At 71.0% G+C, this 26,740-nt stretch carries 25 protein-coding genes and 1 pseudogene; 19 read left to right on the top strand and 7 right to left on the bottom strand.

Translation table 11 applies throughout. The features are described from left to right. The first annotated feature begins 17 nt into the window (after window positions 1-17). The 4 genes from GXP74_RS13320 to GXP74_RS13335 all read left to right on the top strand — a co-directional run bounded on the left by GXP74_RS13320 (window position 18) and on the right by GXP74_RS13335 (window position 4,534). A complete protein-coding gene (locus GXP74_RS13320) occupies window positions 18-578 on the top strand; it encodes a ubiquinol-cytochrome c reductase iron-sulfur subunit (protein ID WP_182451701.1) in 561 nt (186 codons plus the stop codon). 426 nt (window positions 579-1,004) lie between these two features. Further along, window positions 1,005-1,697, top strand: a complete 693-nt coding sequence (locus tag GXP74_RS13325; protein WP_182451702.1) for a hypothetical protein — start codon at window positions 1,005-1,007, stop codon at window positions 1,695-1,697. A 245-nt stretch (window positions 1,698-1,942) separates the two neighbouring features. After that, the gene (locus tag GXP74_RS13330; RefSeq protein WP_182451703.1) at window positions 1,943-3,133 is read left to right on the top strand and encodes an ISAs1 family transposase; all 1,191 of its coding nucleotides are present in this window, start codon (window positions 1,943-1,945) and stop codon (window positions 3,131-3,133) included. 447 nt (window positions 3,134-3,580) lie between these two features. Beyond that, entirely contained in the window at window positions 3,581-4,534 is a 954-nt protein-coding gene (locus GXP74_RS13335) for an IS481 family transposase (protein WP_182451704.1), read from the top strand. A gap of 45 nt (window positions 4,535-4,579) precedes the next feature. On the opposite strand, the pseudogene GXP74_RS13340 reads toward GXP74_RS13335, so the two are convergent. Then, window positions 4,580-4,871 (bottom strand): annotated as a pseudogene (locus tag GXP74_RS13340) (transposase family protein); the annotation flags it as partial. Between the two features lie 503 nt (window positions 4,872-5,374). On the opposite strand from GXP74_RS13340, the gene GXP74_RS13345 reads away from it, so the two are divergent. Beyond that, entirely contained in the window at window positions 5,375-5,794 is a 420-nt protein-coding gene (locus GXP74_RS13345) for a hypothetical protein (protein ID WP_182451706.1), read from the top strand. Between the two features lie 7 nt (window positions 5,795-5,801). Here GXP74_RS13345 and GXP74_RS13350 read toward each other — a convergent pair whose 3' ends face one another. Next, window positions 5,802-6,362: a hypothetical protein gene (locus GXP74_RS13350; RefSeq protein WP_182451707.1), complete on the bottom strand. Its 561-nt coding sequence runs from the start codon at window positions 6,360-6,362 to the stop codon at window positions 5,802-5,804. Between the two features lie 1,333 nt (window positions 6,363-7,695). Beyond that, a complete protein-coding gene (locus tag GXP74_RS13360; protein ID WP_225447900.1) occupies window positions 7,696-8,643 on the bottom strand; it encodes a 5'-3' exonuclease in 948 nt (315 codons plus the stop codon). 67 nt (window positions 8,644-8,710) lie between these two features. Here GXP74_RS13360 and GXP74_RS13365 point away from each other — a divergent pair, with 67 nt between their 5' ends. Beyond that, a complete protein-coding gene (locus GXP74_RS13365; protein ID WP_182451708.1) occupies window positions 8,711-9,610 on the top strand; it encodes an oxidoreductase in 900 nt (299 codons plus the stop codon). 122 nt (window positions 9,611-9,732) lie between these two features. Further along, complete coding sequence (locus GXP74_RS13370; RefSeq protein WP_182451709.1) at window positions 9,733-10,746, top strand: DUF2510 domain-containing protein; 1,014 nt, start codon at window positions 9,733-9,735, stop codon at window positions 10,744-10,746. 124 nt (window positions 10,747-10,870) lie between these two features. On the opposite strand, the gene GXP74_RS13375 is transcribed toward GXP74_RS13370, so the two are convergent. Beyond that, on the bottom strand, window positions 10,871-12,070 hold the full coding sequence (locus GXP74_RS13375; protein WP_182451710.1) for an amino acid deaminase/aldolase: 1,200 nt from the start codon (window positions 12,068-12,070) through the stop codon (window positions 10,871-10,873). A 130-nt stretch (window positions 12,071-12,200) separates the two neighbouring features. Then, window positions 12,201-13,190: a serine hydrolase gene (locus GXP74_RS13380; protein ID WP_225447901.1), complete on the bottom strand. Its 990-nt coding sequence runs from the start codon at window positions 13,188-13,190 to the stop codon at window positions 12,201-12,203. A gap of 127 nt (window positions 13,191-13,317) precedes the next feature. On the opposite strand from GXP74_RS13380, the gene GXP74_RS13385 reads away from it, so the two are divergent. Continuing rightward, window positions 13,318-14,073, top strand: a complete 756-nt coding sequence (locus GXP74_RS13385) for an SseB family protein (RefSeq protein ID WP_182451711.1) — start codon at window positions 13,318-13,320, stop codon at window positions 14,071-14,073. Between the two features lie 124 nt (window positions 14,074-14,197). On the opposite strand, the gene GXP74_RS13390 is transcribed toward GXP74_RS13385, so the two are convergent. After that, entirely contained in the window at window positions 14,198-14,578 is a 381-nt protein-coding gene (locus GXP74_RS13390; RefSeq protein WP_182451712.1) for a DUF1844 domain-containing protein, read from the bottom strand. A 396-nt stretch (window positions 14,579-14,974) separates the two neighbouring features. Between GXP74_RS13390 and infC the strand changes: the two genes are divergently transcribed. From infC to GXP74_RS13430, 8 genes are all read left to right on the top strand, one after another. After that, on the top strand, window positions 14,975-15,766 hold the full coding sequence (gene infC, locus GXP74_RS13395; protein WP_225447902.1) for a translation initiation factor IF-3: 792 nt from the start codon (window positions 14,975-14,977) through the stop codon (window positions 15,764-15,766). Between the two features lie 118 nt (window positions 15,767-15,884). After that, window positions 15,885-16,079: a 50S ribosomal protein L35 gene (gene rpmI, locus GXP74_RS13400; RefSeq protein WP_182451713.1), complete on the top strand. Its 195-nt coding sequence runs from the start codon at window positions 15,885-15,887 to the stop codon at window positions 16,077-16,079. 86 nt (window positions 16,080-16,165) lie between these two features. Beyond that, on the top strand, window positions 16,166-16,561 hold the full coding sequence (gene rplT / locus GXP74_RS13405) for a 50S ribosomal protein L20 (RefSeq protein ID WP_182451714.1): 396 nt from the start codon (window positions 16,166-16,168) through the stop codon (window positions 16,559-16,561). A gap of 154 nt (window positions 16,562-16,715) precedes the next feature. Next, on the top strand, window positions 16,716-17,579 hold the full coding sequence (locus GXP74_RS13410) for an RNA methyltransferase (protein ID WP_182451715.1): 864 nt from the start codon (window positions 16,716-16,718) through the stop codon (window positions 17,577-17,579). Between the two features lie 38 nt (window positions 17,580-17,617). Next, window positions 17,618-18,724 carry an ATP-binding protein gene (locus GXP74_RS13415; RefSeq protein WP_182451716.1) on the top strand — a complete coding sequence of 369 codons (1,107 nt, stop codon included), beginning with the start codon at window positions 17,618-17,620 and terminating at the stop codon, window positions 18,722-18,724. A 253-nt stretch (window positions 18,725-18,977) separates the two neighbouring features. Continuing rightward, window positions 18,978-20,102, top strand: coding sequence for a phenylalanine--tRNA ligase subunit alpha (gene pheS, locus GXP74_RS13420; RefSeq protein ID WP_182451717.1), 1,125 nt, complete (start codon window positions 18,978-18,980; stop codon window positions 20,100-20,102). Then, window positions 20,102-22,624 carry a phenylalanine--tRNA ligase subunit beta gene (pheT, locus tag GXP74_RS13425; RefSeq protein ID WP_182451718.1) on the top strand — a complete coding sequence of 841 codons (2,523 nt, stop codon included), beginning with the start codon at window positions 20,102-20,104 and terminating at the stop codon, window positions 22,622-22,624. Before pheS ends, pheT begins: the two co-directional genes overlap by 1 nt. A 153-nt stretch (window positions 22,625-22,777) precedes the next feature. Beyond that, window positions 22,778-23,098, top strand: coding sequence for a metalloregulator ArsR/SmtB family transcription factor (locus GXP74_RS13430; RefSeq protein WP_182451719.1), 321 nt, complete (start codon window positions 22,778-22,780; stop codon window positions 23,096-23,098). A gap of 41 nt (window positions 23,099-23,139) precedes the next feature. Here the strand turns inward: GXP74_RS13430 and GXP74_RS13435 are convergent, their stop codons facing one another. After that, complete coding sequence (locus GXP74_RS13435; RefSeq protein ID WP_182451720.1) at window positions 23,140-23,925, bottom strand: methyltransferase domain-containing protein; 786 nt, start codon at window positions 23,923-23,925, stop codon at window positions 23,140-23,142. A gap of 181 nt (window positions 23,926-24,106) precedes the next feature. Here GXP74_RS13435 and GXP74_RS13440 point away from each other — a divergent pair, with 181 nt between their 5' ends. The 3 genes from GXP74_RS13440 to GXP74_RS13450 all read left to right on the top strand — a co-directional run bounded on the left by GXP74_RS13440 (window position 24,107) and on the right by GXP74_RS13450 (window position 26,724). Further along, window positions 24,107-24,622: a MarR family winged helix-turn-helix transcriptional regulator gene (locus tag GXP74_RS13440; protein ID WP_182451721.1), complete on the top strand. Its 516-nt coding sequence runs from the start codon at window positions 24,107-24,109 to the stop codon at window positions 24,620-24,622. Further along, a complete protein-coding gene (locus GXP74_RS13445) occupies window positions 24,615-25,637 on the top strand; it encodes a HipA family kinase (protein ID WP_225447903.1) in 1,023 nt (340 codons plus the stop codon). The genes GXP74_RS13440 and GXP74_RS13445 overlap by 8 nt, the downstream gene beginning before the upstream one ends. Window positions 25,638-25,749: 112 nt before the next feature. Beyond that, window positions 25,750-26,724 (top strand): 2-dehydropantoate 2-reductase, encoded by a 975-nt coding sequence (locus GXP74_RS13450; protein WP_182451722.1) that lies wholly within the window; start codon window positions 25,750-25,752, stop codon window positions 26,722-26,724. Window positions 26,725-26,740: the final 16 nt, after the last annotated feature.

The raw sequence follows: 26,740 nt of genomic DNA on the forward strand, positions 1-26,740 counted from the left end.
CCTCCGAAGGGCGAACCATGGCCAGATTCGAGCCCGCGTACGAGTCCGAGCTCGACGCCGTCGGCGGGCCACCGCCGGTCCAGCCGCCCCGGGCGGCGGCGCCGGGGCGCGTCACCAGACGGACCGCGCTCGTCGGTGCCTGTGCCTGCGCCCTGCTCACGGCCTGCGGCGGAGGCGGCGGGGACGGCGGAGCCGCCGCCACCGGGCCCTCGCCGGCCGCGACCACCGGACCCCGGACGGTGCCGGTGAGCCGCATCCCGGTGGGCGGATCCCTCGTGGTGATGGTCGACGTGATCTACCCGGTCGTCGTGGCACGGCCGACCAGCACCGAGTTCGCCGCGCACACCGCCGTCTGCACGCACCAGGGATGCACCGTGAAACCGGGGCAGGGCCTCGAACTCGACTGCCCGTGCCACGGCTCACGGTTCGACGCCGCGGACGGCCGGGTGCTCGGCGGCCCAGCCACCCGACCGCTTCAGCCGTGGCCGTTCACCGTGCAGGGCGACCTACTCACCCTGCACGCCCACGAGGCGAGCTACGACAAAGGCGGCTCGTCAGGCTCCGCCAACGGCATGTGATCCCCACCGGACGCCGGTGACGAACAGTCTGCAGATGATCCGTCGTCCACCAGCTGGAACAGGTCCCGGTCGCAGGGGAAGAAGGCAACATCAACCCAGCTCTGCGTTCACTCTCGGTCTTTCCCGATCTGCTTGAGGCCGCCCATGCGCAACGGCGCACGCCGCGTTCGCGGCCACCTCCCATCGCAACTCACCGATCTGGTACATCAGTTCAGGTGATTGGGTCTCCTGCGATATCCCGCCACGCGATCATGGGGATGAACATCCAGCACTCCTCCAGGGAGGGACCGTGCCCGACACCCGCTCGCCGCTCGCCGGCCCGAGGTGTGGCCCAAGATCCTCCGGACAACATCACCGGCAACGGCGGGTCGTTTCACGGTTTGTGAAGGGCGGGGGAAAATAATGTCGGGGAGCATACTCGATGCTGTGCCGGGCGACGTGCTTTCGGCCGTCGTGGGAGCCGGGGTCGCCGGCGCAGCCGGGGCGACCCGTTGGCTAGTGACCCGGAGACTCCCGGCGCGCAGAATATGGCGTTTCGATGAGGGCACCGATGCCGTCGTTGTCGTGGCGACGCTGGTCAAGGCGGACACGAATCAAAATCGACTGGCGACGGGCCTGGGGCAGGTGCGTGGCGTATCGCTGATTGCGCCAAGCCTCATGCGTGCCTATCGGAGCGCGAACGTGGAGAACATCCGGTTGTCCGCGCTTGTCGGGGGATCCGACCTGGAGCGGAACCTGGTTGTCCTGGGCGGAACGAAGAACAACGCTGTCACCGAGCGAATTCTGTCTGGGCTCGGCGGGCAGCTTCCGTTCACCCTCACTCGATCCGGCGAGGTCATCAACTGGCAGGGGGACATCCGGGAGAGCGATTTCCAAAACGGCAAGGTCGTGCGCGATTACGGTGTCATTGTCCGTTCCGTGAATCCCATGGCGCCGGGAAAGCGCATCGTGCTCCTGGCCGGACTGCGTACCTACGGCACGGTGGCAGCCGCCCGGTGGCTGCTGTCGCAGGGCGGAGCCCGTCAGTTGCCTGCAGATGTCGCCGTTCTCGTTGAAGCGGATGTACTGCCTGATCAGCACGTGGGCGTACCTCGGATGATTCACCAAAGCCGGTTGTGAAGAATCGACCGGGGCTCGGCTTGAGCGGCAAACGCGGCAAGTCCGTTTACGTCGACGTGACCTTCACCGAGAACACCTCCCAACTCCGCACCGCAACGTGCCCCGCACCATGGCAAGGCCTCGGCAAAGTGAGGCTTCGTCCGATTCGTAGTGATCTACGCCGGATGTGCCGGTCCGCGATGCAGAACAGGCACGGCTTCCAAGATCATGGAGGTCTCTACGCCCCGTGACCTTGCTGGAAGACCGTGCCTGCACCTGCATCCTCCCTGATTCCTACTGTTCTTGACCAGCTCCGCGATCAGCTGCCCGTGGAGCCGGACGAGTATCCTGGCCTGCTGGAACGTCTGGGCGAGGTCCCCGATCCGCGAGCTGCGCACGGGATACGACACGCTCTTGTCTTCGTCCTCGCGCTCGCCGCGTCGGCCGTGCTGACCGGCGCGACCTCGCTCCTGGCGATCAGCGAGTGGGCCAACGACGCCCCGCAGGCCGTCCTGGCCGCCCTCGGCGGAAACTTCGACGTACTGACCGCACGTCACCCGGTACCGGACGAGGCAACCCCGCGACGGGTCCTGGCCTGTGTCGACGGCGACGCCCTCGACCAGGCCGTCTGCCGCTGGCTCGCCGACCGCCACCCCACAACGCCGCAGACCAGCGGCCTGCGCGGGATCGCGGTCGACGGCAAGAGCCTGCGCGGAGCCGCCCGCGCCGCAGGCCGCAAGATCCACCTCCTCGCCGCCCTCGACCACACCAGCGGCCTGGTCCTGGCCCAGCTCGACGTCGGCGAGAAGACCAATGAAATCACCTGCTTCAAACCGCTCCTGGAGACCGTCGCCGACCTCGCCGACGCGGTGGTCACCAGCGACGCACTCCACACCCAGCGCGAGCACGCCACCTACCTGACCGCACGCGGGGCGCACTACATCGTGATCGCGAAAGGGAACCAGAAGAAGCTCCGCAAGCAGCTCAAAGCCCTTCCCTGGAAGGAGATCCCGCTGCAGGACCGCACTCGCGCAACCGGCCACGGCCGCAGCGAGATCCGCCGCATCAAGGTCTGCACCGTGAACAACCTGCTCTTCCCCGGCGCCCGCCAGGCCATCCAGCTCAAGCGCCGCCGCGTGCACCGCAAATCCGGGAAAGTCACCCTCCACACCGTCTACGCGGTCACCGACCTGACCGCGGAACAGGCAAACCCCGCCCAGCTGGCGGCCCTGATCCGCGGCCACTGGTCAGTCGAATCCCTGCACCACGTGAGGGACACCACCTTCGCCGAGGACGCCTCGCAACTCCGGACCCGCAACGCACCCCGCGCCATGGCCACCTGGCGCAACCTCGCCATCGGCGCCCTCCGACTCGCCGGCACCACCAACATCGCCGCCGGCCTACGACACAACGCCCGCAACGCCCACCGACCCCTCACCATCCTCGGGATCACATGATCACGAAGCGGACGCCCCAAGACTTTGCCGAGGCCCTGCGCACCATGGCCACCACAACATTCGCAGCCGGCCTTCGCCGCGACGTCCGTCGCCCCTCGCACTCCTCGGCCTCCGACGATTACGAAGCGGGGATCATGGGATGCTGTGGAGCGCGAGGACGCTGAGCGGGTCGAGGTGGGCTCGGCGACCGACTTCGTTACTCCAGGCCCGCCAGTCACAACAGCCTCAAAGCAGGTCAAGCACGGAGCACTCCGGGGCCCTGCCGCTCCATGGACTGCGAGCCGCCATTCTTTTTCATCCGAGGAACGCTTGCCTTTATAGGCGGGCTAGGTGTACTGACCACAGAGGTTGGTGACGGGGCTCACGGCTGAGTGATCTTGAAATGGGTGAGGGCCTTCTGGCTTGGTGTGGATTGCGACATCTGCACCGGCACTCAGAAAGGCCCTCATGCCACACCGTAACGCACCTCTGACCGAGACCGGACGGCTGCGCCTGGCCCGCTGCGTGGTGGACGACGGCTGGCCGTTGCGGCGTGCGGCCGAGCGCTTCCAGGTCTCCGCGACTACGGCCAAGCGCTGGGCCGACCGCTACCGCGAACTGGGCGAGGCCGGCATGAGCGACCGCTCCTCGCGCCCGCACCACAGCCCGCGCCAGACCCCGACCCGCACCGAGCGCCGGATCATCAAGATCCGCGTCCTGCGCCGCTGGGGCCCGGCCCGGATCGCGTTCCTGCTGCGGCTGGACCCCGCCACCGTGCACCGCGTCCTGACCCGCTACCGCCTCGCGCGGCTGACCCACCTCGACCGTGCCACCGGCCGGGTGGTCCGACGCTACGAGCACAGCGCACCAGGCGAGTTGGTGCACGTGGACATCAAGAAGCTCGGCAACATCCCCGACGGCGGCGGCCACAAGACCCTGGGGCGCCAGGCCGGCCGCAAGCACCGAGCCGGCGTCGGCTACAGCTACCTGCACAACGCCGTCGACGACCACTCCCGCCTGGCCTACAGCGAGATCCTCACCGACGAGAAGCAGGAGACCGCCACCGCGTTCTGGACCCGCGCCCAGGCATTCTTCGCCCAGACCGGGATCACCGTCCGGCGCGTGCTGACCGACAACGGCTCCTGCTACCGCTCCCGCCTCTGGCGCGACGCACTCGCCCAGGCCGGCATCACCCACAAACGCACCCGCCCCTACCGGCCGCAGACCAACGGCAAGGTCGAGCGCTTCAACCGCACCCTGCTCGAGGAATGGGCCTACGCAAGGCCCTACCGAACCGAGCAGGAACGACGCGACGCCTACCCCGGCTGGCTGCACGCCTACAATCACCACCGCGGACACACCGCCCTGAAAGGCCAACCACCCGCGAGCCGCGTCACCAACCTCACGGGTCAGTACAGCTAGGGAGTGTCACAGAGCCACAATCCGGACACATCCGGAACTTGATCAAGCCCTGGTGCTGACGGCCTGTTCGAGAGTGGGCGCCAGGGCGGCCAGGACGGCGACGGCCTCGAGGAAGTGGCGGTAGACGTTGTCGATGTCGATGTCGATGTCGAACGCGGCGGCGAGCCGGCCGTAAGTGTCGCCGCACCGCAGGTGCCCGAGCACAAGCAGGGTCTGGCGACTTGCGGACAGGCGTTGCCAGCGACTGCCGATCTCACGATGGCGTCGGCGCAGGTGACGTGCGAGGAGGCGCAGGGTGGAACCGGGACAGGTCGATCCCGGACGGGTAGACAAGCACGGAAGCTCCTGGCGGACAACGGGTGATCTTGGTCGTGAACCCGTCTACCAGGAGCTTCGCTTCGTTGTAAAGCCCTCCGAGACCAATCCGGCAACCACCTCACGAGGTTGAAAAAGGCTCACTGCAACCAGCGGAGCCGATGATGGGCAGTGGCCATCGCCATGACTGTCTCAAACAGGGCCCTGGTTGAGGAAAATCAGCGCTTATCCAGCTTGCACAAGAAAGTTGCCAGCTCCTGCACTCTCTCGCTTTCCCAAAAACCAGATTCATCGTTCTCGCGCCCGGAAAGAAGGACAATATCTGCTGCTATCGATATTTCTCGAAGCTCCCGCCAGAGGGCCTGCCTCACGCGTAGAGCCTCCACTGCGCAGTTGTCCGGGTAAACGACCAAAATATCCAGATCCGCTGCAAGAAGAAAGGCTTGGCAATCCATATCGGATCGCGAACACCTGGTAGCGCTCCCAAAGACCCCGACGCGCCAAATCCTAGGAACGAGTCTCTCTATGACGCCGCTCGCGCTTCGAAGGTGGCAAATAGTCAAGAAACCGATCTCCGTCGTGGTAAACAGCCCCAAGAAACTCTGCTGCCTTAAAGAGCCCTACGCCAATTTCGCGCGTGTACTTCTTCGCCTCAGCCGTATACTGATTGTAGTCCATGGTGCTAACGATGCAGGTGGTTTCTGGCGCCGTAGCCATGATCTCGAGTACATCCGCCACGCCGAGAGTGTACTGATTGGTGAGATAGACATTGATGGTGGACTTTGCACGACGGAGGACCTTGAATCGAAAATCATCGACTGCGTCAACCTGCAGTACGAAGTTACGAGTCGCAAGGCGTTGCGTAAGAAAAGCTCGGTGCTCGGGGCGTGGACGCTTTTCATGGTACCCAAGCTCGGGCATGCTTATCCGCTCCTTCTTGGCTGATCATAGGCTATTGGTCGGAAAAGATTCGGTCGAACCCCTGGGGGAATCGGAGCCCGAATGGGTCCACCATTCCTCCCAGATGTCGCTGCTCCAGGGACCTGGCATGGGCTGAGAAGTCGCTGGCGAGATCCCGCTCTTCTTCGGTCAGTAGATGGAGGTTCGCGTCAATGATTTTTTGGATCCGGGCATTGTTGGGCAAGATTACATCACGCATATTTTGAAACCAGATAGCAGCCGCCTCTGGCTTCCAAGAGTCTCGAGACTCGGGGCCATAGGTTTGCCATACTCTGCGGTTTTCATTGAGTATTTGTGCCATCGTTGGTCTAGCTTGGTTCCTGCGTGAGTAACGAATCACGCCCAACGCTTCTGATATGCGAAGGCTGTGACTCTCTTTCCATTCGCTCAATACGTTGACGGGATATTCTTGTGGTGCGCGGTCAACAATCGTATGGCAGTTCAAGCATAGAAGGACCAGATTGTTGAACGACGTGAGCTCCCGTTCCTCGCTCGCTGAATTACCTCGCGGTCCTTTTGGTTGGGCTGCGACGATATGCGCCACTTCGCCCAAGCGAACAGTGGAGCCGTCGGAAAGTTCATGCCAGAGAGATTCAGTAGAGCATAACGGGCTTGCGCAGCGTCCTGCGGCTGCAGCAATGAGGCGAATGATTGTCTCTCTGGGGATTCGACGACCCTTGCCCGTCTCGCATCGTGAAGACACCGAATCTGCCATCTTAAAACCTTCCAGAACTGCGTGAGTCGATACAGCGGGGAATGTAATAGATTCTACGGTGAGCAGCGCTCGCGTTACGCGGTTTCGCTCATGGATCTTGACTGGATTGGCGGGGGAGCGTTGGTATCAATCATCATGGCCTGCTGGCCAACTAGGGTGCCATAACTCGATCAGGCCCTAGGTTCGGCCGCAGGCTGGTTAACAGCCCTGGGCCAATGGATGGAATGACGTCAATTGGCTGTACGGGCTAGCGTTAGAAGCAGCATTGCATGAGAGCTGAAATGGCTTGAATTATCTCCAGTGAAAGTTGCTCCCATTGTGATGCTTTCGGGCCGCCTGGGGCTCCGGCAAGTGTGCACCAGGTCACAGCGTTGTCTGAACCATGAGGTGACCATCTTCGCACCGAATCCGGCTCGGCGAGCGGCGTTTGGCGATGATTTCATGAAGCTCGCCGCCCGGCCTCGGCAGGGGTTCCGAGTGGCCGATCACGCTTCCCCCGCAACTACCGCACCCCGTGCCTGACGACTTGTCTGGCCCCGGAAAGGAGCCGCACTGTGCGCATGCCCACCGACAGATCGGCCCGGGCCGAGCCGACGGCCACTGTGTACGTCGAGGCGGTCGACCCACACCAGCGCTTGTGCGGCGACATCACCTACATTCCTATCCGACAAGGGCTGGCTCTGCCTCGCCACCGCCGACCACCTGCGCACCGAACTGGTCGCCGACGCTCTGCGAGCAGCCCACCTGCAACGACGCCCGGCACAGGGCGTGATGTTCCACGCGGATCGCGGCTGCCAGTACTCGAGCCGGGCGCTGGCCGAACTCGCCGGGCAGCTCGGCGTGCGCCTGTTGGTCGGATGCGCCGGACAGTGCTGGGGTAACGCCCTGGCTGAGGCGTTCTTCTCCACCCTCAAGCCGGAGCTGATCAGCACCCCACCTGGCCCACCCGGACCGTGGCCCACAACGCGATCTTCGATTTCATCGAGGGCTGGTTCAACCTGCACGGACTCCACAGCAACCTGGGCTACCTCAACCCCAACGACTACGAAGCCCTTCAAGCAGTCTGAACAACACAACGCGAACTTGTCCGCCAAAAACGGAACAAGCTCAGTCGGATCCAGACCCGGGCACGCGCACTTCCGGCCACATGGTTGTCGTCGACAAGATCGTGTCACGAACTCTGCGAGTTGGCTTCGGCGAGGGTGTCGAGGAGGCGTTTGACGGGGGTGGCGAGGCCCCAGCGGTCGGTGAGGTGTTCGAGGGTGATGGGGTCGAGGGGTTCGTGGGGGAGGGTGGGGTCGAAGGTGGGGAGGGGGACGTCGGTGGCGACGGCGACGACTTTGGGGGCGACGGCGAGGTAGGGGGTGGCTTCGGTGAGGCGTTTGCGTTGGGTGGGGGAGAGTTTGGCGTCGGGGGTGAGTGCGGCGGCTTGGATGTCGGCGAGGGTGCGGAACTGGGCGATGAGTTTGGCGGCGGTCTTCTCGCCGATGCCGGGGACGCCGGGGAGGCCGTCGCTGGGGTCGCCGCGCAGGACGGCGAAGTCGACGTACTGGGCGCCGGTGACGCCGTACTTCTCCACCAGGAGGGCCTCGTCGGTGTGCTGGAGGGTCCCGACGCCCTTGATCGGGTAGAGGACCCGCACCCCGCGCGCGTCGTCCACCAGCTGGAACAGGTCCCGGTCGCCGGTGACCACGTCGACCGGGCCGGTTGCCCGGGTGGCGAGGGTGCCGATGACGTCGTCCGCCTCGTAGCCGGGGACGCCGACGCGGGCGATGCCGATCGCGTCCAGTACCGCCTCGATCACCGGGACCTGCGGTGACAGCTGGTCCGGGACCTCCTCCGCGCCTTCGGCCGCGGCGGCGTCGGCCGCGAGTCGGTGGGTCTTGTAGCTCGGGATCAGGTCCACCCGCCACTGCGGCCGCCAGTCGGCGTCCCAGCAGGCCACCAGGTCGGTCGGGGAGTGGTCGTGGACCAGGCGGGTGATGAACTCCAGCAGCCCGCGCACCGCGTTGACCGGCTGCCCGTCGGGGGAGCGGAGCGAGTCGGGCATGCCGAAGAAGGCGCGGAAGTAGAGGCTGGCGGAGTCCAGCAGCATCAGCCGGGTGGCGGGAACGGTCATAGGCTGTAACTATGCCGCACGGGTCCGACACCCGCCCGGCGACACCTTCGCCCTCGGGAGGATTCGTATGCCCTGGACCGCCGCCGACGTACCCGACCAGTCGGGGAGGATCGCCCTGGTCACCGGGGCCAGCAGCGGTATCGGGCTGGAGACGGCGGCGGTGCTCGCACGGCGCGGCGCGACCGTGGTGCTGGCCTGCCGCGATCTGACCAGGGCCCGGGCGGCGGCGGAGCGGATCGGCGGCCGGACCGAGCTGCTGGAGCTGGACCTCGCCTCGCTGGAGTCGGTGCGCGCGGCCGCCGAACAGGCCCGCGAACGGTACGGGCGGCTGGACCTGCTGATCAACAACGCCGGAGTGATGGCCACCCCCCGGCGGACCACCGCCGACGGCTTCGAGTTGCAGTTCGGCACCAACCACCTCGGCCACTTCGCCTTCACCGGCCTGGTCCTGGAGCTGCTGCGGGACGTCCCCGGATCGCGGGTGGTGGTGCTCGGCAGTTCGGCGCACCGGCTGGCGCGGCGCGGCGTGGACTTCGCCGACCTCCAGTCCGAGCGCGGCTACAACCGGGTCCAGGCGTACGCGCAGTCCAAGCTCGCCAACCTGATGTTCATGTACTCCCTGCTGCGCCGACTGACCGCCGCCGACGTGCGGACCACCGCGCTCGCCGCCCACCCGGGGTTCTCGCACACCGAACTCACCCGCCATGTCCCGGCGGTGCTGCAGGGCGTCGAACGGATCGCGATCGCCCCCTTCGCGCAGCCCGCCGCGCGCGGGGCGCTGTGCCCGCTGCGCGCCGCCACCGACCCCGGGGCGATGGGCGGCCACTACTACGGGCCGGACGGGCCGTTCGAGGTGCGCGGCTGGCCGGTGCTCAAGTCCGCCGCCGTGCCCGCCCACGACGAGGCGGCGCAGCAGCGGCTGTGGACGGTCTCCGAGGAACTGACCGGGGTGCGGTACCTCTCGTAGCCGGTACTCCTCGTGGCCGGTACCTCGCACAGGCCGCCCGGTACCCCGGCGGGCCGTATTCTCAGCTGATCCTCAGCCGAGGTTGACCGCGCGTTTATCGGACACGCCATAGATTCTGCTGCGTGAGTACGACAACACCTGCCGGCTGGTACCCGGACCCGAAGCCGAGCGATCCCGCCAACCCCGGTAAGCGGTGGTGGAACGGCACCGACTGGACCGTCAGCACGAAGACGGACGAGGTGCTGACCGCCACCACCGCTGTGCCCTTCGACGCCGCCTACCCGGCGGCCGAGCCGAAGCCGCGCAAGCGCCGCCCGATGCTGGTCACCGGCGCGGTCGCGGCGGTACTGGGACTCGCGGTGGGATCCCTCGCCACGTACCTGATCATGGATGGCCGCACCACCACCGCTGCTCCGGTCAGCCGCGCCCAGGGCTTCGGCCAGGGCGGCGGCCAGGGCAGCGGCCAGTCCCCGTTCGGCGAGGGCGGTTCCGGTGGTTCCGGCTCCGGCTCCGGCTCCGGCGGATCGGGCAGTGGGTCCGGCTCCGGCGGCTCCGGCAGCGGATCGGGCTCGGGCAGCGGCTCCGGTTCCGGCGGGAGCTCGGCGAGCGGGGTCGCGGTCGACGTCGTCGACGGCATCTCGCTCCCCGACCCGGGGACCGGCTGGACCGGCGGCACCACCTCCGACGGCCACGCCGCGCTGTCCTACGGCTCCTACAGCTGCGCCGGGTCCTCCGGCGGCACCTGCACCCTCGCCGGGGCCTCGACCAGCACGCTGACCGCCCCGGTCAGCGCCGGTGCGCAGGCCGCCGCGACGGCCGACATGGCCAAGGCGGTGAGCGAGTCGTACGGCACCGTCACCGGCCACACCCAGCTGGAGTCGCAGGCGGTGACCGTCGCCGGGCGCTCCGGCTACCTGATCCGCTGGAAGGTGGACGCCAAGGTCGGCAACAACGGCACGGTGGAGGACGTCGTCTTCCCGAACAGCGGCAACACCCAGCTGATCGCCGTGCACCTCGGCTTCGACATCGCGGCGAAGTCACCCGCCCTCTCGGTGATGGACAGCATCATCGCCGGAATACAGGACTACAGCGGCGGCTCGGGCAGTGGCAGCGGAAGCGGCACCACCACCTCCTGACCGCAGGCCCGCAGTACGACGACAGCGCCGCCCGCCGACTCCCCTCGGCAGGCGGCGCTGTCGCGCGTCCGGCGGTGGCACACCGGCTGGTGGTCTCCGGGCTGGTGGTCTCCAGGAAGGCGGTCTACAGGAAGGTGCGGCCCTCGCCCCGGTAGGTCGGGACCGTCTCCACCACCCGGTCGCCCTCGACCAGGTGCAGCTCCGCGAAGCGCTCGCACAGTTCGCCCGCCTTGGCGTGCCGGAACCACACCCGGTCGCCGATCAGCAGGTCGTCCGCCGCCGAGCCCAGCAGCGGCGTCTGCACCTCGCCCGCGCCCTCCTGCGGGTCGTAGCGCAGCCCCTGCGGCAGGTAAGGCACCGGCGAGCGGTCCGGGCCCGCCGCGCCCGAGGCCGGGTAGCCGCCGCCGAGCACGGTCACCACGCCCACGCCCGGCCGCCGGACCACCGGCTGCGCGAACAGCGCCGCCGGACGCCCCTGGAACGAGCGGTAGTTGTCGAACAGCCGGGGGACGTACAGGCCGGACCCGGCGGCGACCTCGGTCACCGCGTCCTCCGCCACCGTGGACTCGACGCTGCCGGTCCCGCCGCCGTTGACGAACTCCAGGTCCACCACCCGGCGCAGCGCGCGCACGGTCTCCGAGCGCCGCTGCGCCAGCTCCGCCCGGGCCTTGGACTGCATCACCCGGATCGCCCGCGAGCGCAGCGGCCGACCGGCGACGTTGTCGCCGACCCCGGCGACATGGCCCTCGTAGGCCATCAGCCCGACCACCCGGAAGCCGGGACGCTGCTGGACCAGCTCGGCGAACGCCGCCAGCGCCTCCGGTGTGCGCAGCGGCGACCGCCGCGCGCCGACCCGGATCCGACCGCCGAGCAGGTGCAGCGCGGTGTCCAGCTCCAGGCAGACCCGGATCTGCTCACCGCCGCCGGCCCGGGCGGCGTCCACCAGGTCCAGCTGCGCCGGGTCGTCCAGCAGCACGGTGATCGCCCCGGCCAGCTTCGGATCGGCGGCCAGCTCGGCGTACCCGGCCCGGTCGGCCGACGGGTAGGCCAGCAGGATGTCCTCGAAGCCGGCCCTGGCCAGCCAGATCGACTCGGCCAGGGTGAAGCTCATGACCCCCTGGAAGCCGTCCTGCCGCAGGACGCGTTCCAGCAGGGCGCGGCAGCGCACGGACTTGCTCGCCACCCGGATCGGCTTCCCGGCGGCGCGCCGGACCAGGTCGGCGGCGTTCGCGTCGAAGGCCTCCAGGTCCACGATCGCCAGCGGCGCGTCGAGGTGGGCGGTGGCACGGTCGTAGCGTGCCCGGTCGGCGGAGAGGGTCACCATGCGCGAAGACTGCCACATGCCCGCTACCCACGGGTAGGGCCTGCGCCGGTCGGTCTTGGCGGGAGATCCCCGGCTCGGCTGGGCGTTTCCTGGTCGGCGCCGGGGTAGTGGGCCCCGGCGCCGGGCGGTGTCAGCCAGTCCCCAGTGAACCGGCAGCGGCCTGGGCGACCGACTGCACCAGCGAGATCCCGGCGGACTCGCTGAGGTTGCCGTCGGAGACCACCGCGATCAGCAGCTCCTGGCCGTTCCGCTGGACCTGGCCGATGCTGTTGATCACCCACAGTCCGGTCGCCGAGCGCGGCAGCCAGCCGTTCTTCACCGCGTAGTCGCTGCCGCTGGCCGCCGCGCTGACGCCCCAGCGCTGGTCGCTCTCGACCTGGCCGAGCAGCCCCTGGACGTACTGCCGCGAGGTCGAGCTGAGCAGCGAGTCGCTGGTGAAGACCTGGCGCAGCAGTCGCAGCTGGTCGGCGGCGGTGGTCGTGGTCAGGCCCCAGTTGCCCTCGGTGCCACCGGCGGTGGAGGTCAGCCCGAAGCGCTGGTTGGCCGCGTTCAGGCCGCCCTCCTGGCCGATGTCGTTCCAGAGCGCGGTGGCCGAGTCGTTGTCGCTGTTCTCGATCATGGTGTTGGCCAGGCCCAGCTGGGTCTGGGTCAGCGTGGTGCCCTGGTCCTGGGCCTGGAGCAGCAGCGTCGCCAGGATGTCGACCTTGACGATGCTGGCGGTGGCGAAGGCGTGGCCGTTCCCGCCGTAGGTCAGCGACTGGCCGGTGCCGAGGTCGGTCACCGCGACCGACACCGCGCCGTTGGCCTGGGCGACGGCGCTGCTCAGCGCGGCGTCGGCGGCCGCCGTGGTGGTGGCCGGGGCGGGCACGGCGGTGGCGGAGGGCTCGGCCGTCGGCGTGGAGGCGGCGGAGGTGGAGGCGGTGGAGGCGGCGGAGGTGGAGGCGGCGGCGGAGGGGGACGCGGAGGATGGAGACGGGGACGCGGTCACACCGCTCATTGTGGCGTGGCGCTCGGTGGCACTGGAATGGCCCTGGAGCAGCAGCACGGTGATGATCCCGACCGCGCTGAGCAGGCTCACCAGGCTGAGCAGGCGCGTCAGGGAGACACTTCGCATCGGCATGCAACGACGCTAGGCAGTACCGCTTTGAGCCAGCTGAAGGCTTTATGGGCCTTTCCTGACAATTACTGCTGGATGTCCTTGCCTGGCGTCGAGTCGGCGGAGGGCCGGGATCGACTAGGCTCGCCGGGTGCAGCGCAAGAACATCCCAGACCCGGGGTTCGCGGGTGACGACGGTTCGGCCGATCCCAGGCTCGTGGCGGCTCTGGCCGCGTACGCGGCCGATCCCACTCCGGACGGTGAGCGCGACCTGCTGGCGGCGCTGGTCGGCGCCCGGCTGATGGTCCCGATCGTGGCCGTCCTCGGTGAGGCCGAGACCGGGGCGGACGGCCTGAGGCACGAGAAGTCCAGCGACATGGCGGTGCCCACCATCGACGCCCCGGACGGGCGCAAGGGGCTGCCCGCGTTCACCTCGCTGGAGGCCATGGCCCGCTGGCGGGCCGACGCGCGCCCGGCCCCGGTCGCGGCCCCGCAGGCGGTGCGGGCGGCCTGGTCGGAGCGGGCCGACGCGCTGCTGATCGACCTGGCCGGTCCCGCCTTCTACGAGCTGTCCGGCGCGGCGATGCGCGCGGTGGCGGAGGGCCGGGCGATGGCGGACCCGCTGCGCGACCCGGAGCTGGCCGAGACGGTGCGCGGACTGCTGGCCCGGCACCCGGTGGTGCTCCGGGCGCACCTGCTGCCGAGTGACACGACCGACGCGCTGCTGGCGCTGGTACCGGATCCGGCCCTGGCGGGCGCGGAGCTGGGGGCGGCGGTGCAGCGGCTGGCGGCGGAGCTGGGCGAGGCGGAACTGCTCCGGATCAGGCTCGACCGGGGGCTGGACCTGGCGGTCGTGCCCGCCTCGCCAGCGGAGCCCGCCGACCCCCTCTACACGCGGCAGCCGTAGCGGCCCCGGGCGCGGCCCCCGTGGCGGCTCCGCACACGGCAGCCGCGGCAGCCGCGGCAGTCACGGCAGCCGTGGCCGGGGGCAGTCACGGCGGCCGTGGCGGGGCGGGGGGCGGCTGCGGGCGTCAGCCGTAGACCGGGCCGGTGAACTTCTCGCCGGGGCCGGTGCCCGGCTCGTCCGGGACCAGCGAGGCCTCGCGGAAGGCCAGCTGCAACGACTTGAGGCCGTCCCGCAGCGGGGCGGCGTGGAAGTTGCTGATCTCCGGCGCGCCCGCGGTCACCAGTCCGGCCAGGGCGGTGATCAGCTTGCGGGCCTCGTCCAGGTCCTTGTGCGCCTCGCCGCCCTCCGCGAGCCCGAGGTTCACCGCCGCCGCGCTCATCAGGTGCACCGCCACCGTCGTGATGACCTCGACCGCCGGGACGTCGGCGATGTCGCGGGTGAGGTCGTCGAAGTCGGGGCCGTCGGCGTGGTCGGGCACGTCGGGCGTCTCGGGCTGGCTGCTCATGGAAAACTCGCCTCGCTGAAGGTGGATGTCTGCCCGAAGTCTGCCCGATGCCCGCGGGGGGCGTGAAAAGGGCACGAATCGCAGGATTCTGCGCTACTCCCGGTCGCTGCTATGCTTGCCAGAGACCGGCCAGGTACAGCCACGTCCCCGCGAGGGCGGCGGCTCACCCGGCCCGCAAGTGGAGGCTCCCCTCCCACCCGCATCGACTCCAGGGTCGTCGGGTTCCGGTCAGGCGGTTCGCGCTCCGTGCGTGATCCGCTCAGTGCGTGCTGTGGACGCTTGGGCGTTCCGGCGACGCACCCGGTCCTGTGGAGCCCCGCCTGCGTGTCATGCGGGGCTTTTTTCGTGCCCGCGGTAGGCGCCTGGCGCGGCACCGCGGCACGAATGAAGCCCTGTGTGGCGGTAACCAGTCCGCTGTTCAGGCGGCTGCCGTCGGCAGCCGCGAGGTGCAACCGAGGAGGATCCATCAGCACCGAGCCCCGCATCAACGACCGGATTCGCGTCCCTGAGGTGCGACTCGTCGGTCCCAGCGGCGAGCAGGTCGGCATTGTGCCGCTTGCCAAGGCCCTGGAACTTGCGCAGGAGTACGACCTGGATCTTGTCGAGGTCGCGGCGACCGCCCGGCCGCCGGTGTGCAAGCTCATGGACTACGGCAAGTTCAAGTACGAGTCCGCCATGAAGGCCCGTGAGGCGCGCAAGAACCAGGCGCACACGGTCATCAAGGAGATGAAGCTCCGCCCGAAGATCGACCCGCACGACTATGACACCAAGAAGGGTCACGTCGTTCGGTTCCTCAAGCAGGGCGACAAGGTCAAGATCACGATCATGTTCCGTGGCCGTGAGCAGTCCCGCCCCGAGCTCGGCTTCCGGCTGCTTCAGCGACTCGCCTCCGACGTTGAGGAGTTGGGCTTCATCGAGTCCAACCCCAAGCAGGACGGCCGAAACATGATCATGGTTCTCGGCCCGCACAAGAAGAAGACCGAGGCGATGGCCGAAGCCCGCGAGGCCGCGGCCATCCGCAAGGCCGAGCGTCAGGGTCGCACGGACGACGGCGACGAGACGGACGAGACGGTCGGCGAGGACGACGCCGCGGCCGTTGAGATCGACGAGACCGCCGAGGCCGAGGCGGCCGACCAGGCCGACGACGTCGACGACGTCGACGACACCCCGGAGGCGGCGGCCAGCTAGGCTGCCGCGTCCACCCCCGGTTCCCCGGCAGCCGCCGGGGAACCCAGGAGATCCACAGCGTTCCCGCCCGCGCCCCGGCGCTCGGGCGGGAGCGGACCGACGAGGAGAGTACGGCGACATGCCGAAGAACAAGACGCACTCCGGTGCCAGCAAGCGCTTCAAGATCACCGGCTCCGGCAAGGTGCTGCGCCAGCGCGCCGGCCGTCGTCACTACCTTGAGCACAAGCCGTCCACGCTGACCCGCCGTCTGGCCGGTACGGTCGAGCTGGCCCCGGCTGACGTCAAGAAGGTCAAGAAGCTTCTCGGCAAGTGATCCTGCGCCCAGCGCAGCCGATCCCCTCGACCATTCGTAACCGGACCGCGTGAAACCGACCGCGGTCCTCACCAAGGAGTAACAACGTGGCACGCGTCAAGCGGGCAGTAAACGCCCACAAGAAGCGCCGGGTCGTCCTCGAACGCGCCAGCGGCTACCGTGGCCAGCGCTCGCGGCTGTACCGCAAGGCGAAGGAGCAGCTGCTGCACTCCTTCACCTACAACTACAACGACCGGAAGAAGCGCAAGGGCGACTTCCGTCAGCTGTGGATCCAGCGCATCAACGCGGCTGCGCGTGCGAACGGCATGACCTACAACCGCCTGATCCAGGGGCTGAAGGCGGCCAACATCGAGATCGACCGCAAGATGCTGGCCGAGCTCGCCGTGCACGACGCCGGTGCCTTCTCCGCGCTGGTCGAGGCCGCACAGAAGGCCCTCCCGGCCGACGTGAACGCGCCCCGCGTCGCCGCCGACGCCGCCTGAGCGAGCGCCACGCGGTAACGGCGCGCCCGCGCGCCGAGCAGCACTCCGGGCCCGCAGGGGGACACCCCCTGCGGGCCCGTTCTGTCCGCCGCCGCCAACCCGGAGCCAGCGGCTCCGAGGCTCTGACGCCGACCTCCCCGAGCGAGAGACCGCGATGCCCCAGCCGCAGTACCCCGAGCTCACCTCGCTGCGTTCGACCAGGGTCACCGCGGCCCGCCGCCTCTCCCGCCGGGTCCAGCGGACCCGGGAGCGCCGCTTCGTCGCCGAGGGCCCGCAGGCCGTCCGCGAGGCCGTGGCCTACGGGCGGATCCCGGGCGCCGGGGGCGAGCACGCGGTGGTCGAGATCTACACCACCGCGGAGGCCGCCGAGCGGCACGCCGAGCTGATCGCCGACGCCCACGGCGCGCGGGTGCCGGTGCTCACCGCCACCGACGAGGTGATCGCCGCCGTCTGCCAGACGGTGACCCCGCAGGGCATCGCCGCCATCTGTCGCTTTGTCGACACCCCCTTCGAGCAGCTGCTGGCCGCCCGCCCGCGGCTGGTCGCGGTGCTCGCGCACGTCCGCGACCCCGGGAACGCCGGGACGGTGCTGCGCACCGCCGACGCCGCCGGGGCGGACGCGGTGGTGCTCACCGACGCCTCGGTGGACCTCTACAACCCCAAGGCCGTGCGGGCCTCCGTCGGCAGCCTCTACCACCTGCCGGTCGCCGTCGGCGTACCGGTGGAGCAGGCGGTCGCCGGACTGCGCGCCGCCGGGACGCGGATCCTCGCCGCCGACGGCGCGGGCGACCGCGACCTGGACGCCGAACTGGACGACGGCACCCTCGGCGGACCCACCGCCTGGGTCTTCGGAAACGAGGCCTGGGGACTGCCGGAGCCCACCCGGGCGCTGGCGGACCAGGTGGTCCGGGTACCCATCCACGGCCATGCCGAGAGCCTGAACCTGGCGACCGCCGCGGCCGTGTGCCTGTACGCCTCCGCGCGCGCCCAGCGCGCCTCCGGCGGTTGCCGCGCCTGATGTTATTTTCGCTATGGTGGCCATCTGAGGGGGTGGCGATGTCCCGTGCCGAGCGCAGCCGCCGAGCGGACCTGCCCGACGGCAGCCTCGACGCCGAGGACCTCCCCGACGGCCTGGTCGTCGCCGACGCCGACGGCCTGGTCGTCTGCTTCAACACCGCCGCCGCCCGGATCAGCGGCATCCCCCCCGCCGCCGCGCTCGGCCGCCCGCTGGCCGAGGCACTGCCGCTGGAGGACCTGGAGGGCCGCCGTTGGTGGCAGCTCACCGACCCGTACGGCGGCCTGGCCACCCGCACCCGCCAGCCCGAACGCAACCTGCTGCTGCCCGGCGGCCGGGAGGTCCTGGTCTCCGCCCGCTTCCTGCGCGCCGACGACCGCACCGGACCGGTGCTGCGGGTCGTGGTCGCGCTGCGCGGCACCGAGGCCCGGCGGCGCACCGAACGCAGCCACGCGGAGCTGATCGCCACCGTCGCGCACGAACTGCGCTCCCCGCTGACCAGCGTCAAGGGCTTCACCGCGACCCTGCTGCAGAAGTGGGAGCGCTTCACCGACGACCAGAAGCGGCTGATGCTGGAGACCGTGGACGCCGACGCCAACCGGGTGACCCGGCTGATCGCGGAACTCCTCGACATCTCCCGGATCGACGCCGGACGCCTGGAGATCCGCCGCCAGCAGATCGACCTGCCCGCCGCCGTCCGGCACCACGTGGACGGCAAGACGGCGGCCGGGGTCGCCCCCGGTCGCTTCGTGATCCGGGTCCAGGAACCCCTGCCGCCGCTGTGGGCCGACGCCGACAAGATCGACCAGGTGCTGGGCAACCTGCTGGAAAACGCGGTGCGGCACGGCGAGGGAACCGTCACCATCGAGGTCCAGCCGGAGAAGGCCGCCCATGCCCCCGGCCTGCTGCGGGAATGGACGGTGGTGACGGTGAGCGACCAGGGCCCCGGCATCCCCGAGGAGTCCATCCCGCGCGTCTTCACCCGCTTCTGGCGCGGCAGCAAACGCGGCGGCACCGGCCTCGGCCTCTACATCGTCAAGGGCATCGTCGAGGCGCACGGCGGGACCATCGCCGTCGACCGCGGGCCCGAGGGCGGGGCGAGGTTCCGATTCAGCCTGCCCGCGGGCATCCCCGAGTTCATGATCTGAGGCTCCCCGGGAGCCGGACCACTCGGCCCCCGCGGGCCCGGCCCCGCGCAGTACCGCCGCACCGGCCCGCACAAGGCCGATGGGGCCCCCGATGATCCCGGTAGACTCGGCCATTGGCGTTGTCCGACGCCACTCGCGGCCCCGCCGCGGACACCCCGCCCCGCCAGGGGACCGGCTGTCCGCCGCAGGACTGCGCGCGGCCGGATACCACCGCCCGCCCGAGCAGACCACCGCAGGAGCACGGAAGAGAGCGATGTCCGCACCGAACAAGTCCTACGATCCGGTAGAGGTCGAGGTGTTGAAGCCCGAGCAGATCGAGCGGATGCGGGACGAGGCCCTGGCCGCGTTCGCCGCCGCCGCCGACCTCGCCGCGCTGCGGGACGCCAAGGTCGCCCACACCGGAGACCGGTCCCCGCTGGCGCTGGCCAACCGCGAGATCGGCGCGCTGCCGCCGCAGGCCAAGGCCGAGGCGGGCAAGCGCGTCGGCCAGGCCCGCGGCTCCGTCAACCAGGCGCTCGCCGCCCGGCTGGTCGAGCTGGAGGCCGAGCGCGACGCCCGGGTCCTGGTCGAGGAGGCAGTGGACGTCACGCTGCCCTACGACCGCGCCCCGCGCGGCGGTCGGCACCCGCTGACCACCCTGTCCGAGCGCCTGGCCGACATCTTCACGGCCATGGGCTACGCCGTCGCCGAGGGCCCCGAGGTCGAGGCCGAGTGGCTGAACTTCGACGCCCTCAACATGGGCCCGGACCACCCCGCGCGCTCCACCCAGGACACCTTCTTCCTGCGGGACGCCGCCGGGCAGTTCACCGACGGCGTGGTGCTGCGCACCCACACCTCCGGCGTGCAGATCCGCTCCATGCTGGCCAGCGCCGAGCCGCCGGTCTACGTGGTCTGCCCGGGCCGGGTGTTCCGCTCCGACGAGCTGGACGCCACGCACACCCCGGTCTTCAGCCAGATCGAGCTGCTGGCCGTGGACGAGGGCCTGACCATGGCCGACCTCAAGGGCACCCTCGACCACATGGTCGTCTCGCTCTTCGGCGAGGGGATGACCACCCGGCTGCGCCCCAACTACTTCCCCTTCACCGAGCCGTCCGCCGAGATGGACATGGTGTGCTTCAACTGCCGGGGCGAGTCCGTCGGCAACCCCGACCGGCCCTGCCGCACCTGCTCCTCCGAGGGCTGGATCGAGCTTGGCGGCTGCGGCATGGTCAACCCCCGGGTGCTGGTCGCCTGCGGGATCGACCCTGACAAGTACAGCGGCTTCGCCTTCGGCTTCGGCATCGAGCGGCTGCTGATGTTCCGGCACAACGTCGAGGACATGCGAGACATCGTGGAGGGTGACGTGCGCTTCACCCTTCCGTTCGGGATGGAGATCTGATGCGCGTCCCGCTTTCCTGGCTGCGGGAGTACGTCGACCTGCCCGCGGGCGAGACCGGCCGCGACGTGGCCGACCGGCTGGTCCGGGCCGGTCTTGAGGTCGAGACCGTCGAGCAGCTCGGCGGCGACCTCAAGGGCCCGCTGGTGGTCGGCAAGGTCCTCGCGATCGAGGAGCTCACCGGCTTCAAGAAGCCCATCCGCTACTGCCAGGTCGACGTCGGCGGCGCCAACGGCACCGGCGAGCCGCAGAACATCGTCTGCGGCGCGCGGAACTTCGCCGTCGGCGACAAGGTCGTGGTGGTGCTCCCCGGCGCGGTGCTGCCCGGGCCCTTCCCGATCGCCGCCCGGCAGACCTACGGGCACACCTCCGAGGGCATGATCTGCTCGGCGCGTGAGCTCGGCATGGGCGACGAGCACGACGGCATCATCGTGCTGCCGCCGGAGTTCGAGCCCGGCACCGACGCGATCGAGCTGCTGGAGCTGGTCGACGAGGTGCTGGACATCGCGGTCACCGCCGACCGGGGCTACTGCCTGTCGGTGCGCGGCGTCGCCCGCGAGGCCGCCACCGCCTACGGTCTGGCGCTGCGCGACCCGGCGCTGCTGGACACCCCGGCGCCGAACTCCTTCGGCCCCGCGGTCACCGTGCTCGACCCGTCGGGCTGCGACCGCTTCACCGCGCGCGGCGTCACCGGCCTGGAGCCGGAGGCGCGCTCGCCGATCTGGCTGCAACGGCGGATCCAGAAGGCCGGGATGCGCCCGATCTCGCTGACCGTCGACATCACCAACTACGTGATGCTGGAGCTCGGCCAGCCGCTGCACGCCTACGACCGCAGCCGGATCGACGGCACCATCAGCGTCCGCCGGGCCCAGGCCGGGGAGAAGCTCACCACGCTGGACGGCGTGGTCCGCACCCTCGACGCCGAGGACCTGCTGATCTGCGACAACTCCGGGCCGATCGGCCTGGCCGGGGTCATGGGCGGCGCCGGGACCGAGATCGCCGACTTCACCGTCGACCCGGAGACCGGCCAGGTGCACGGCACCACCGAGGTCGTGGTCGAGGCCGCGCACTTCGCGCCGGTCAGCATCGCCCGCACCGCGCGTCGGCACAAGCTGCCGTCCGAGGCGGCCAAGCGCTTCGAGCGCGGGGTCGACCCGGAGGCCGCCAAGGCCGCCGCCCAGCGCGCGGTGGACCTGCTGGTCCTGGTCGCCGGCGGGACCGCCGAGGCCGGGGTCACCGAGGTCGCGGTGGAGTACCCGGCGTTCACCATCACCATCGCCGCCGACCACCCCGACCGGGTCGCCGGTCAGGAGTACGGCCGCGAGACCGTGGTCCGCCGACTGCAGGAGGTCGGCTGCACCGTCGAGGGCGGCGACGTCCTGGTGGTCACCCCGCCCAGCTGGCGGCCCGACCTGACCGACCCGAACGACCTGGCCGAGGAGGTCATCCGGCTCGAAGGCTACGCCGAGCTGCCCTCCACCCTGCCCAAGGTCCCGGCCGGACGCGGGCTCACCGAGGCCCAGCGGCTGCGCCGCCGCACCGGCCTGGCCCTGGCCGGGGCGGGCTACGTCGAGGTGCTGAACTACCCGTTCATCGGCGACGCCGCGCTGGACGCCCTCGGCCTCGACCCGGACGACGACCGCCGCCGCACGGTCCGACTGGCCAACCCGATCTCCGACGAGGAGCCGTCGCTGCGCACCACGCTGCTGCCGGGCCTGCTCGCGGCGCTGCGCCGGAACACCGGCCGGGGCACCACCGACGTGGCGCTGTTCGAGCAGGGCCTGGTGTTCCGGGTCGACGGCACCGACCCGGAGCGGCTGTACCGGGCCCCCCGGCTGCCGGTCGACCGGCGTCCCACCGACGAGGAGATCGGTCGGCTGAACGCCGCGCTGCCGCGGCAGCCGCGCCGGGTCGCCACCGTGCTCGCGGGCTCGATCGAGCCCGCCGGCTGGTGGGGTCCCGCCCGCGCGGCGACCTGGGCCGACGCGGTCGAGTCGGCCCGGACGGTGGCCGCTGCCGCCGGGGTCGAGCTGACCGTCCGCCAGGCGCAGTTCGCCCCCTGGCACCCGGGCCGCTGCGCCGCGCTGCACGTCGGCGACCGCCTGGTCGGCCACGCCGGTGAGCTGCACCCGCGGGTGGTCAAGGCGCTGCACCTGCCGGAGCGCACCTGCGCCATGGAGATCGACGTCGACCTGCTGACCCAGGACGGCGCCGGACGGGTCGAGGGTCCGCGGATCTCCGGCTTCCCGGTCGCCACCCAGGACGTCGCGCTGGTGGTGGACGCGTCGGTGCCCGCCGCCGAGGTCGAGGCCGCGCTGCGGTCCGGCGCCGGACCGCTGCTGGAGTCGCTGCGGCTGTTCGACGTCTACACCGGTGAGCAGCTGGGCGAGGGCCGCAAGTCCCTCGCCTACGCGCTGCGCTTCCGCGCCGCCGACCGGACGCTCACGGCGGAGGAGGCCAGCGCCGCGCGCACCGCCGCCATCGCCGAGGCCGTCGCCCGGACCGGGGCCGCGGCGCGCGGCTGACCCGCGCGCGGCGACCGGTGGCGGCCACCCCCTCGCCGGGGGTGGCCGCCACCGGCATGTCCGGGCGGGGTCGGGCGGGTCCGCCGGGGGAGCAGCCGCGGCGGTACAGGAACACATGAACAGTCCTTCAATTGTCTACAGTACGATGACTTCATGGGTCCCGAAACCGTGCCGCCCGCGCGCCTGGACGCGGGCAACGCCGCGAAGGTCGCCGCCACGATGCAGGCCCTGGCCACCCCCTCCCGGCTGCTGATCCTGGCCCGGCTGCGCCAGGGCCCCTGTTCGGCCAGCGAACTGGCCGCCGCCGTCGGCCTGGAGCAGTCCGCCTGCTCGCACCAGCTGCGGCTGCTGCGCAACCTCGACCTGGTCATCGGCGAGCGGCAGGGCCGGTCCGTGGTCTACGACCTGTACGACCACCATGTGGCCGAGCTGCTGGACCAGGCCGTCTACCACGTGAACCACCTGCGGGCCTGACCGCCGCCGCCGACAGCCCGACGTGATCCGAAAGACCGGCCCTAGCGCCGGGCCCAGGCCATGACCGAGCGGTTGAGCGTGGCGTGGAAGCCCCCGGTCGCGGAGAGCTCCCGCTGCTCGGCGAGCCAGTCGGCGGCCCGCTCGGCGCTGACCGCGCCCTGCTCACAGGCCCGCTCGGTGGCCCGGGACAGCGAGAAGACCAGGTCGAGTTCGGTCAGCGAGTCGTAGACCGCGAGCTCCACCTCGATCCGCAGCCCGGTGAAGCCCGCCTCGCACAGCAGTCGGCGCAGCTGGCGGCCGATGTCGCGCTGGACGATCGCGGCGCCGACCCGGGCGCTGACGGCCGCCGCCGTGACCGGGTCGGCGGAGGCGATGGTGAACGAGGCCCAGTCCGGTTCGCTGACCGCGATCCGGCCGCCGTCGCGCAGGGTGCGGCGGGCCTCGGCGAGGACGGCGGCCGGGTCGGCGACGTGCTGGAGCACCCGCTCGATCCGGCAGGCGTCGAACACGCCGTCACGGAACGGCAGCCGGGCGCCGTCGGCCTGGGCCAGCCGGGGCTCCAGGTCCTGGTCGCTCAGCCGGGCGCGGCTGGCGTGCAGCATCACGCTGCTGGCGTCGACGCCGACGGCGACGATGCCGTCCTCCGCCAGCTGGGCCAGCTCGTGCCCGGCGCCGCAGCCCAGGTCGAGCACCCGCTCGCCGGGTCGCGGCGACAGTAGCTCCCGCAGCCGGGCCCGGGGCGCGCTCAGGCCGCGACGCGCCTCACTGAGGTAGCGGACCAGCTCCTGCGGGCGCGGGCTGCGGTCGACGTCGGAGAAGGTACTCATGGCAACTCCCGTGCGGGCGCCCAGGCGGTCGGCCCCCGCGAAGCTGCTTCCCGATGGTCGTTTCCATCCCGGCACCGCCAGTCGCGTTGCCCGCATTCTGCCGCACCGGGCCCGGCGGCGCATCGGGTTCCGCGACGCTGCACAACTCCTTGAGTACTCAAGTAACTGGTAGCCTGGGACGATGAGCAACGCACTCGACACCTCCCTGCGGCTGGTCCGTGCCCAGGCCTCGCTGACCAAGCGGTTCGACGGGCGGCTCGCCGCGCTGCACGGGGTGAGCCTGGCGGACCTGACGGTGCTGCTGCGGCTGGGCCGGGCCGAGGGCGGCCGGATGCGCCGGGTCGACCTGGCCCAGGCGGTCGGGCTGACCGCCTCCGGGGTGACCCGCGGGCTGATCCCGCTGGAGCGGATCGGCCTGGTCGTCCGCGAGCCGGACCCGCGCGACGCCCGGGTGGCGTACGCGGTGCTCACCGCGACCGGGCGGGCCCGCCTCGGCGAGATGCTGCGCACCGCCGAGGAGATCGCCGCCGACGTGTTCGCCGCCCCGCACTGGGCCGACGGCGGGTTCGAGGTCCTGGCCGGACTGCTGGCCGAGCTGGACGCCGCGGGGCACGACTCCGCCGGGCATGACGCCGCCGGGTATGACGCCGCCGGGTATGACGCCGCCGGGTATGGGTCCGGGGCCGGACATGGTTGACCCTTCGGGTACGGGTCGGCCGGGGCAGGCGTCGGACGCCGCGACCTGGCGGATGGTGGAGTGGCTGATGGGCGGCGGCTGGCCGCTCCCGGAAGGAGAGGTGGCGCGGGTGGCGGACCATGCGGCGGACCGGACGGCGGACCACGCGGCGGGCACCGGCCTGCCGGAGGTCACCGCGCTGCGCTACCTGGCGCCACTGCGCGCGGGCGGGTCGGTGCCCGGCATCGTCGAGACCGACGACCTGGGCACCTACGTGGTGAAGTTCGCCGGGGCCGCCCAGGGCCGCAAGGCGCTGGTGGCCGAGGTCATCGTCGGCGAGCTGGGGCGGCGGCTCGGCCTGCCGGTGCCGGAGCTGGTGCTGGTCGACTTCGACCCGGCGGTGGCCGCCGAGGAGCCCGACCCCGAGGTCCAGGACATCCTGCGGGCCAGCGCCGGACGCAACCTCGGCATGGACTACCTGCCCGGCGCGCGGGACGTCACCGCGCGGGAGCTGTCCGGCGCGCTCGCCGTCCCCCCGGCCGAGGCCGGGCGGGTGGTCTGGTTCGACGCGCTGGTCGGCAACGTCGACCGGACGGTGCACAACCCCAACCTGATGCTCTGGCACGGGCGGCTGTGGCTGATCGACCACGGCGCGGCGCTGATCTTCCACCACCGCTGGTCCGGCGCGGCCGAGGCGGTCACCCGGCGCTACCCGATGACCGCGCACGCGCTCGGGGCCTTCCAGCCCGACGTGGCCGCCGCCGACGCCGAGCTGGCGCCGCTCGTCACCGAGGAGCTGCTGGACGAGGTGGTCGGGCTGGTACCGGACGAGTGGCTGGCGGACGAGCCCGGCTTCGAGTCGCCCGGGCAGCTGCGCGCCGCCTACACCGCGCACCTCGCGGCCCGCGCCGCGCGGTCCCGGGCCTGGCTGCCGGAGGAGTTCGGTACCCCGGAGGAGCTGGCCAGGGCCGAGTCGGCGCGGCTGGCGGCGACCCTCGCCCAGCGCCCGGCCTGGCTCCAGCACGTGCCGGGCTGACCCGGGCGGGCCGATCCCCGGGCGGGCCGATCCCCGGGCGGGCCGATCCCCGGGCGGGCCGATCCCCGGGCGGCCTGGACGGCGAGCCGGGTGTCGGCGATAGGTTGTCGACATGCGGATATGTGTGCTCGGGGCGGGAGCCATCGGCGGTTACCTCGGTGCGCGGCTGGCCGCCTCCGGGCTGGAGACCTCGGCCGTGGCCCGGGGCGCGACCCTGGCCGCGCTGCGGGAGCACGGCTGGCGGGTGGTCTCCGAGCAGGGCACGGTCAACGCGCCGGTAAGGGCCGTCGCCGACGCGTCGGAGCTGGGCGAGCAGGACCTGGTGGTGCTCGCGGTCAAGAGCCAGTCGCTGGACGCCGCGCTGCCCGCGCTGACCCCGCTGCTGGGCCCGGACACGATCGTCCTGGCCGCGCTGAACGGCGTCCCCTGGTGGTTCCTGGACGGCTTCGGCGGGCCCTGCGCGGGGCGGCGGCTGGCCGGGGTCGACCCGTCCGGGCGGATCGCGGCGGCGGTGCCGACCCGCCGGGTGCTCGGCTGCGTCGTCCACCTGAGCTGTAGCGTCCCGGAGCCGGGGCTGGTCCGGCACGGCGGCGGGCGCGGGCTGATCCTGGGCGAGCCGGACGGCAGCGAGTCGCCGCGGGTCCGGGAGGTGGCGGCGCTGCTGGCCGGGGCCGGGTTCGAGGCCACGGTCTCCCGGCAGATCCAGCGGGACGTCTGGTACAAGCTGTGGGGCAATATGACCATCAACCCGGTCTCCGCCCTCACCGGGGCCACCGCCGACCGGATCCTGGACGACGAACTGGTGCTCGGGTTCTGCCACGCGGCGATGCGGGAGGCGGCGGCGGTCGGCGCCGCGATCGGCTGCCCGATCACCGAACTCCCGGAAGAGCGCAGCACGTTGACCCGCAAGCTGGGACCGTTCCGGAGCTCCATGCTGCAGGACGCCGATGCCGGGCGCAGCCTGGAACTCGGCGCGCTGGTCGGCGCGGTCCGCGAGATCGGCGAGCTGGTGGGCGTGCCCACCCCGAACATCGACGCCCTGCTCGGGCTGACCCGGCTCAGCGCCCGGGTCCGCGGCCTGGGCTGACCGCCCGGGCCCGGTG

Source organism: Streptacidiphilus sp. P02-A3a (assembly GCF_014084105.1).
GTDB lineage: Bacteria > Actinomycetota > Actinomycetes > Streptomycetales > Streptomycetaceae > Streptacidiphilus.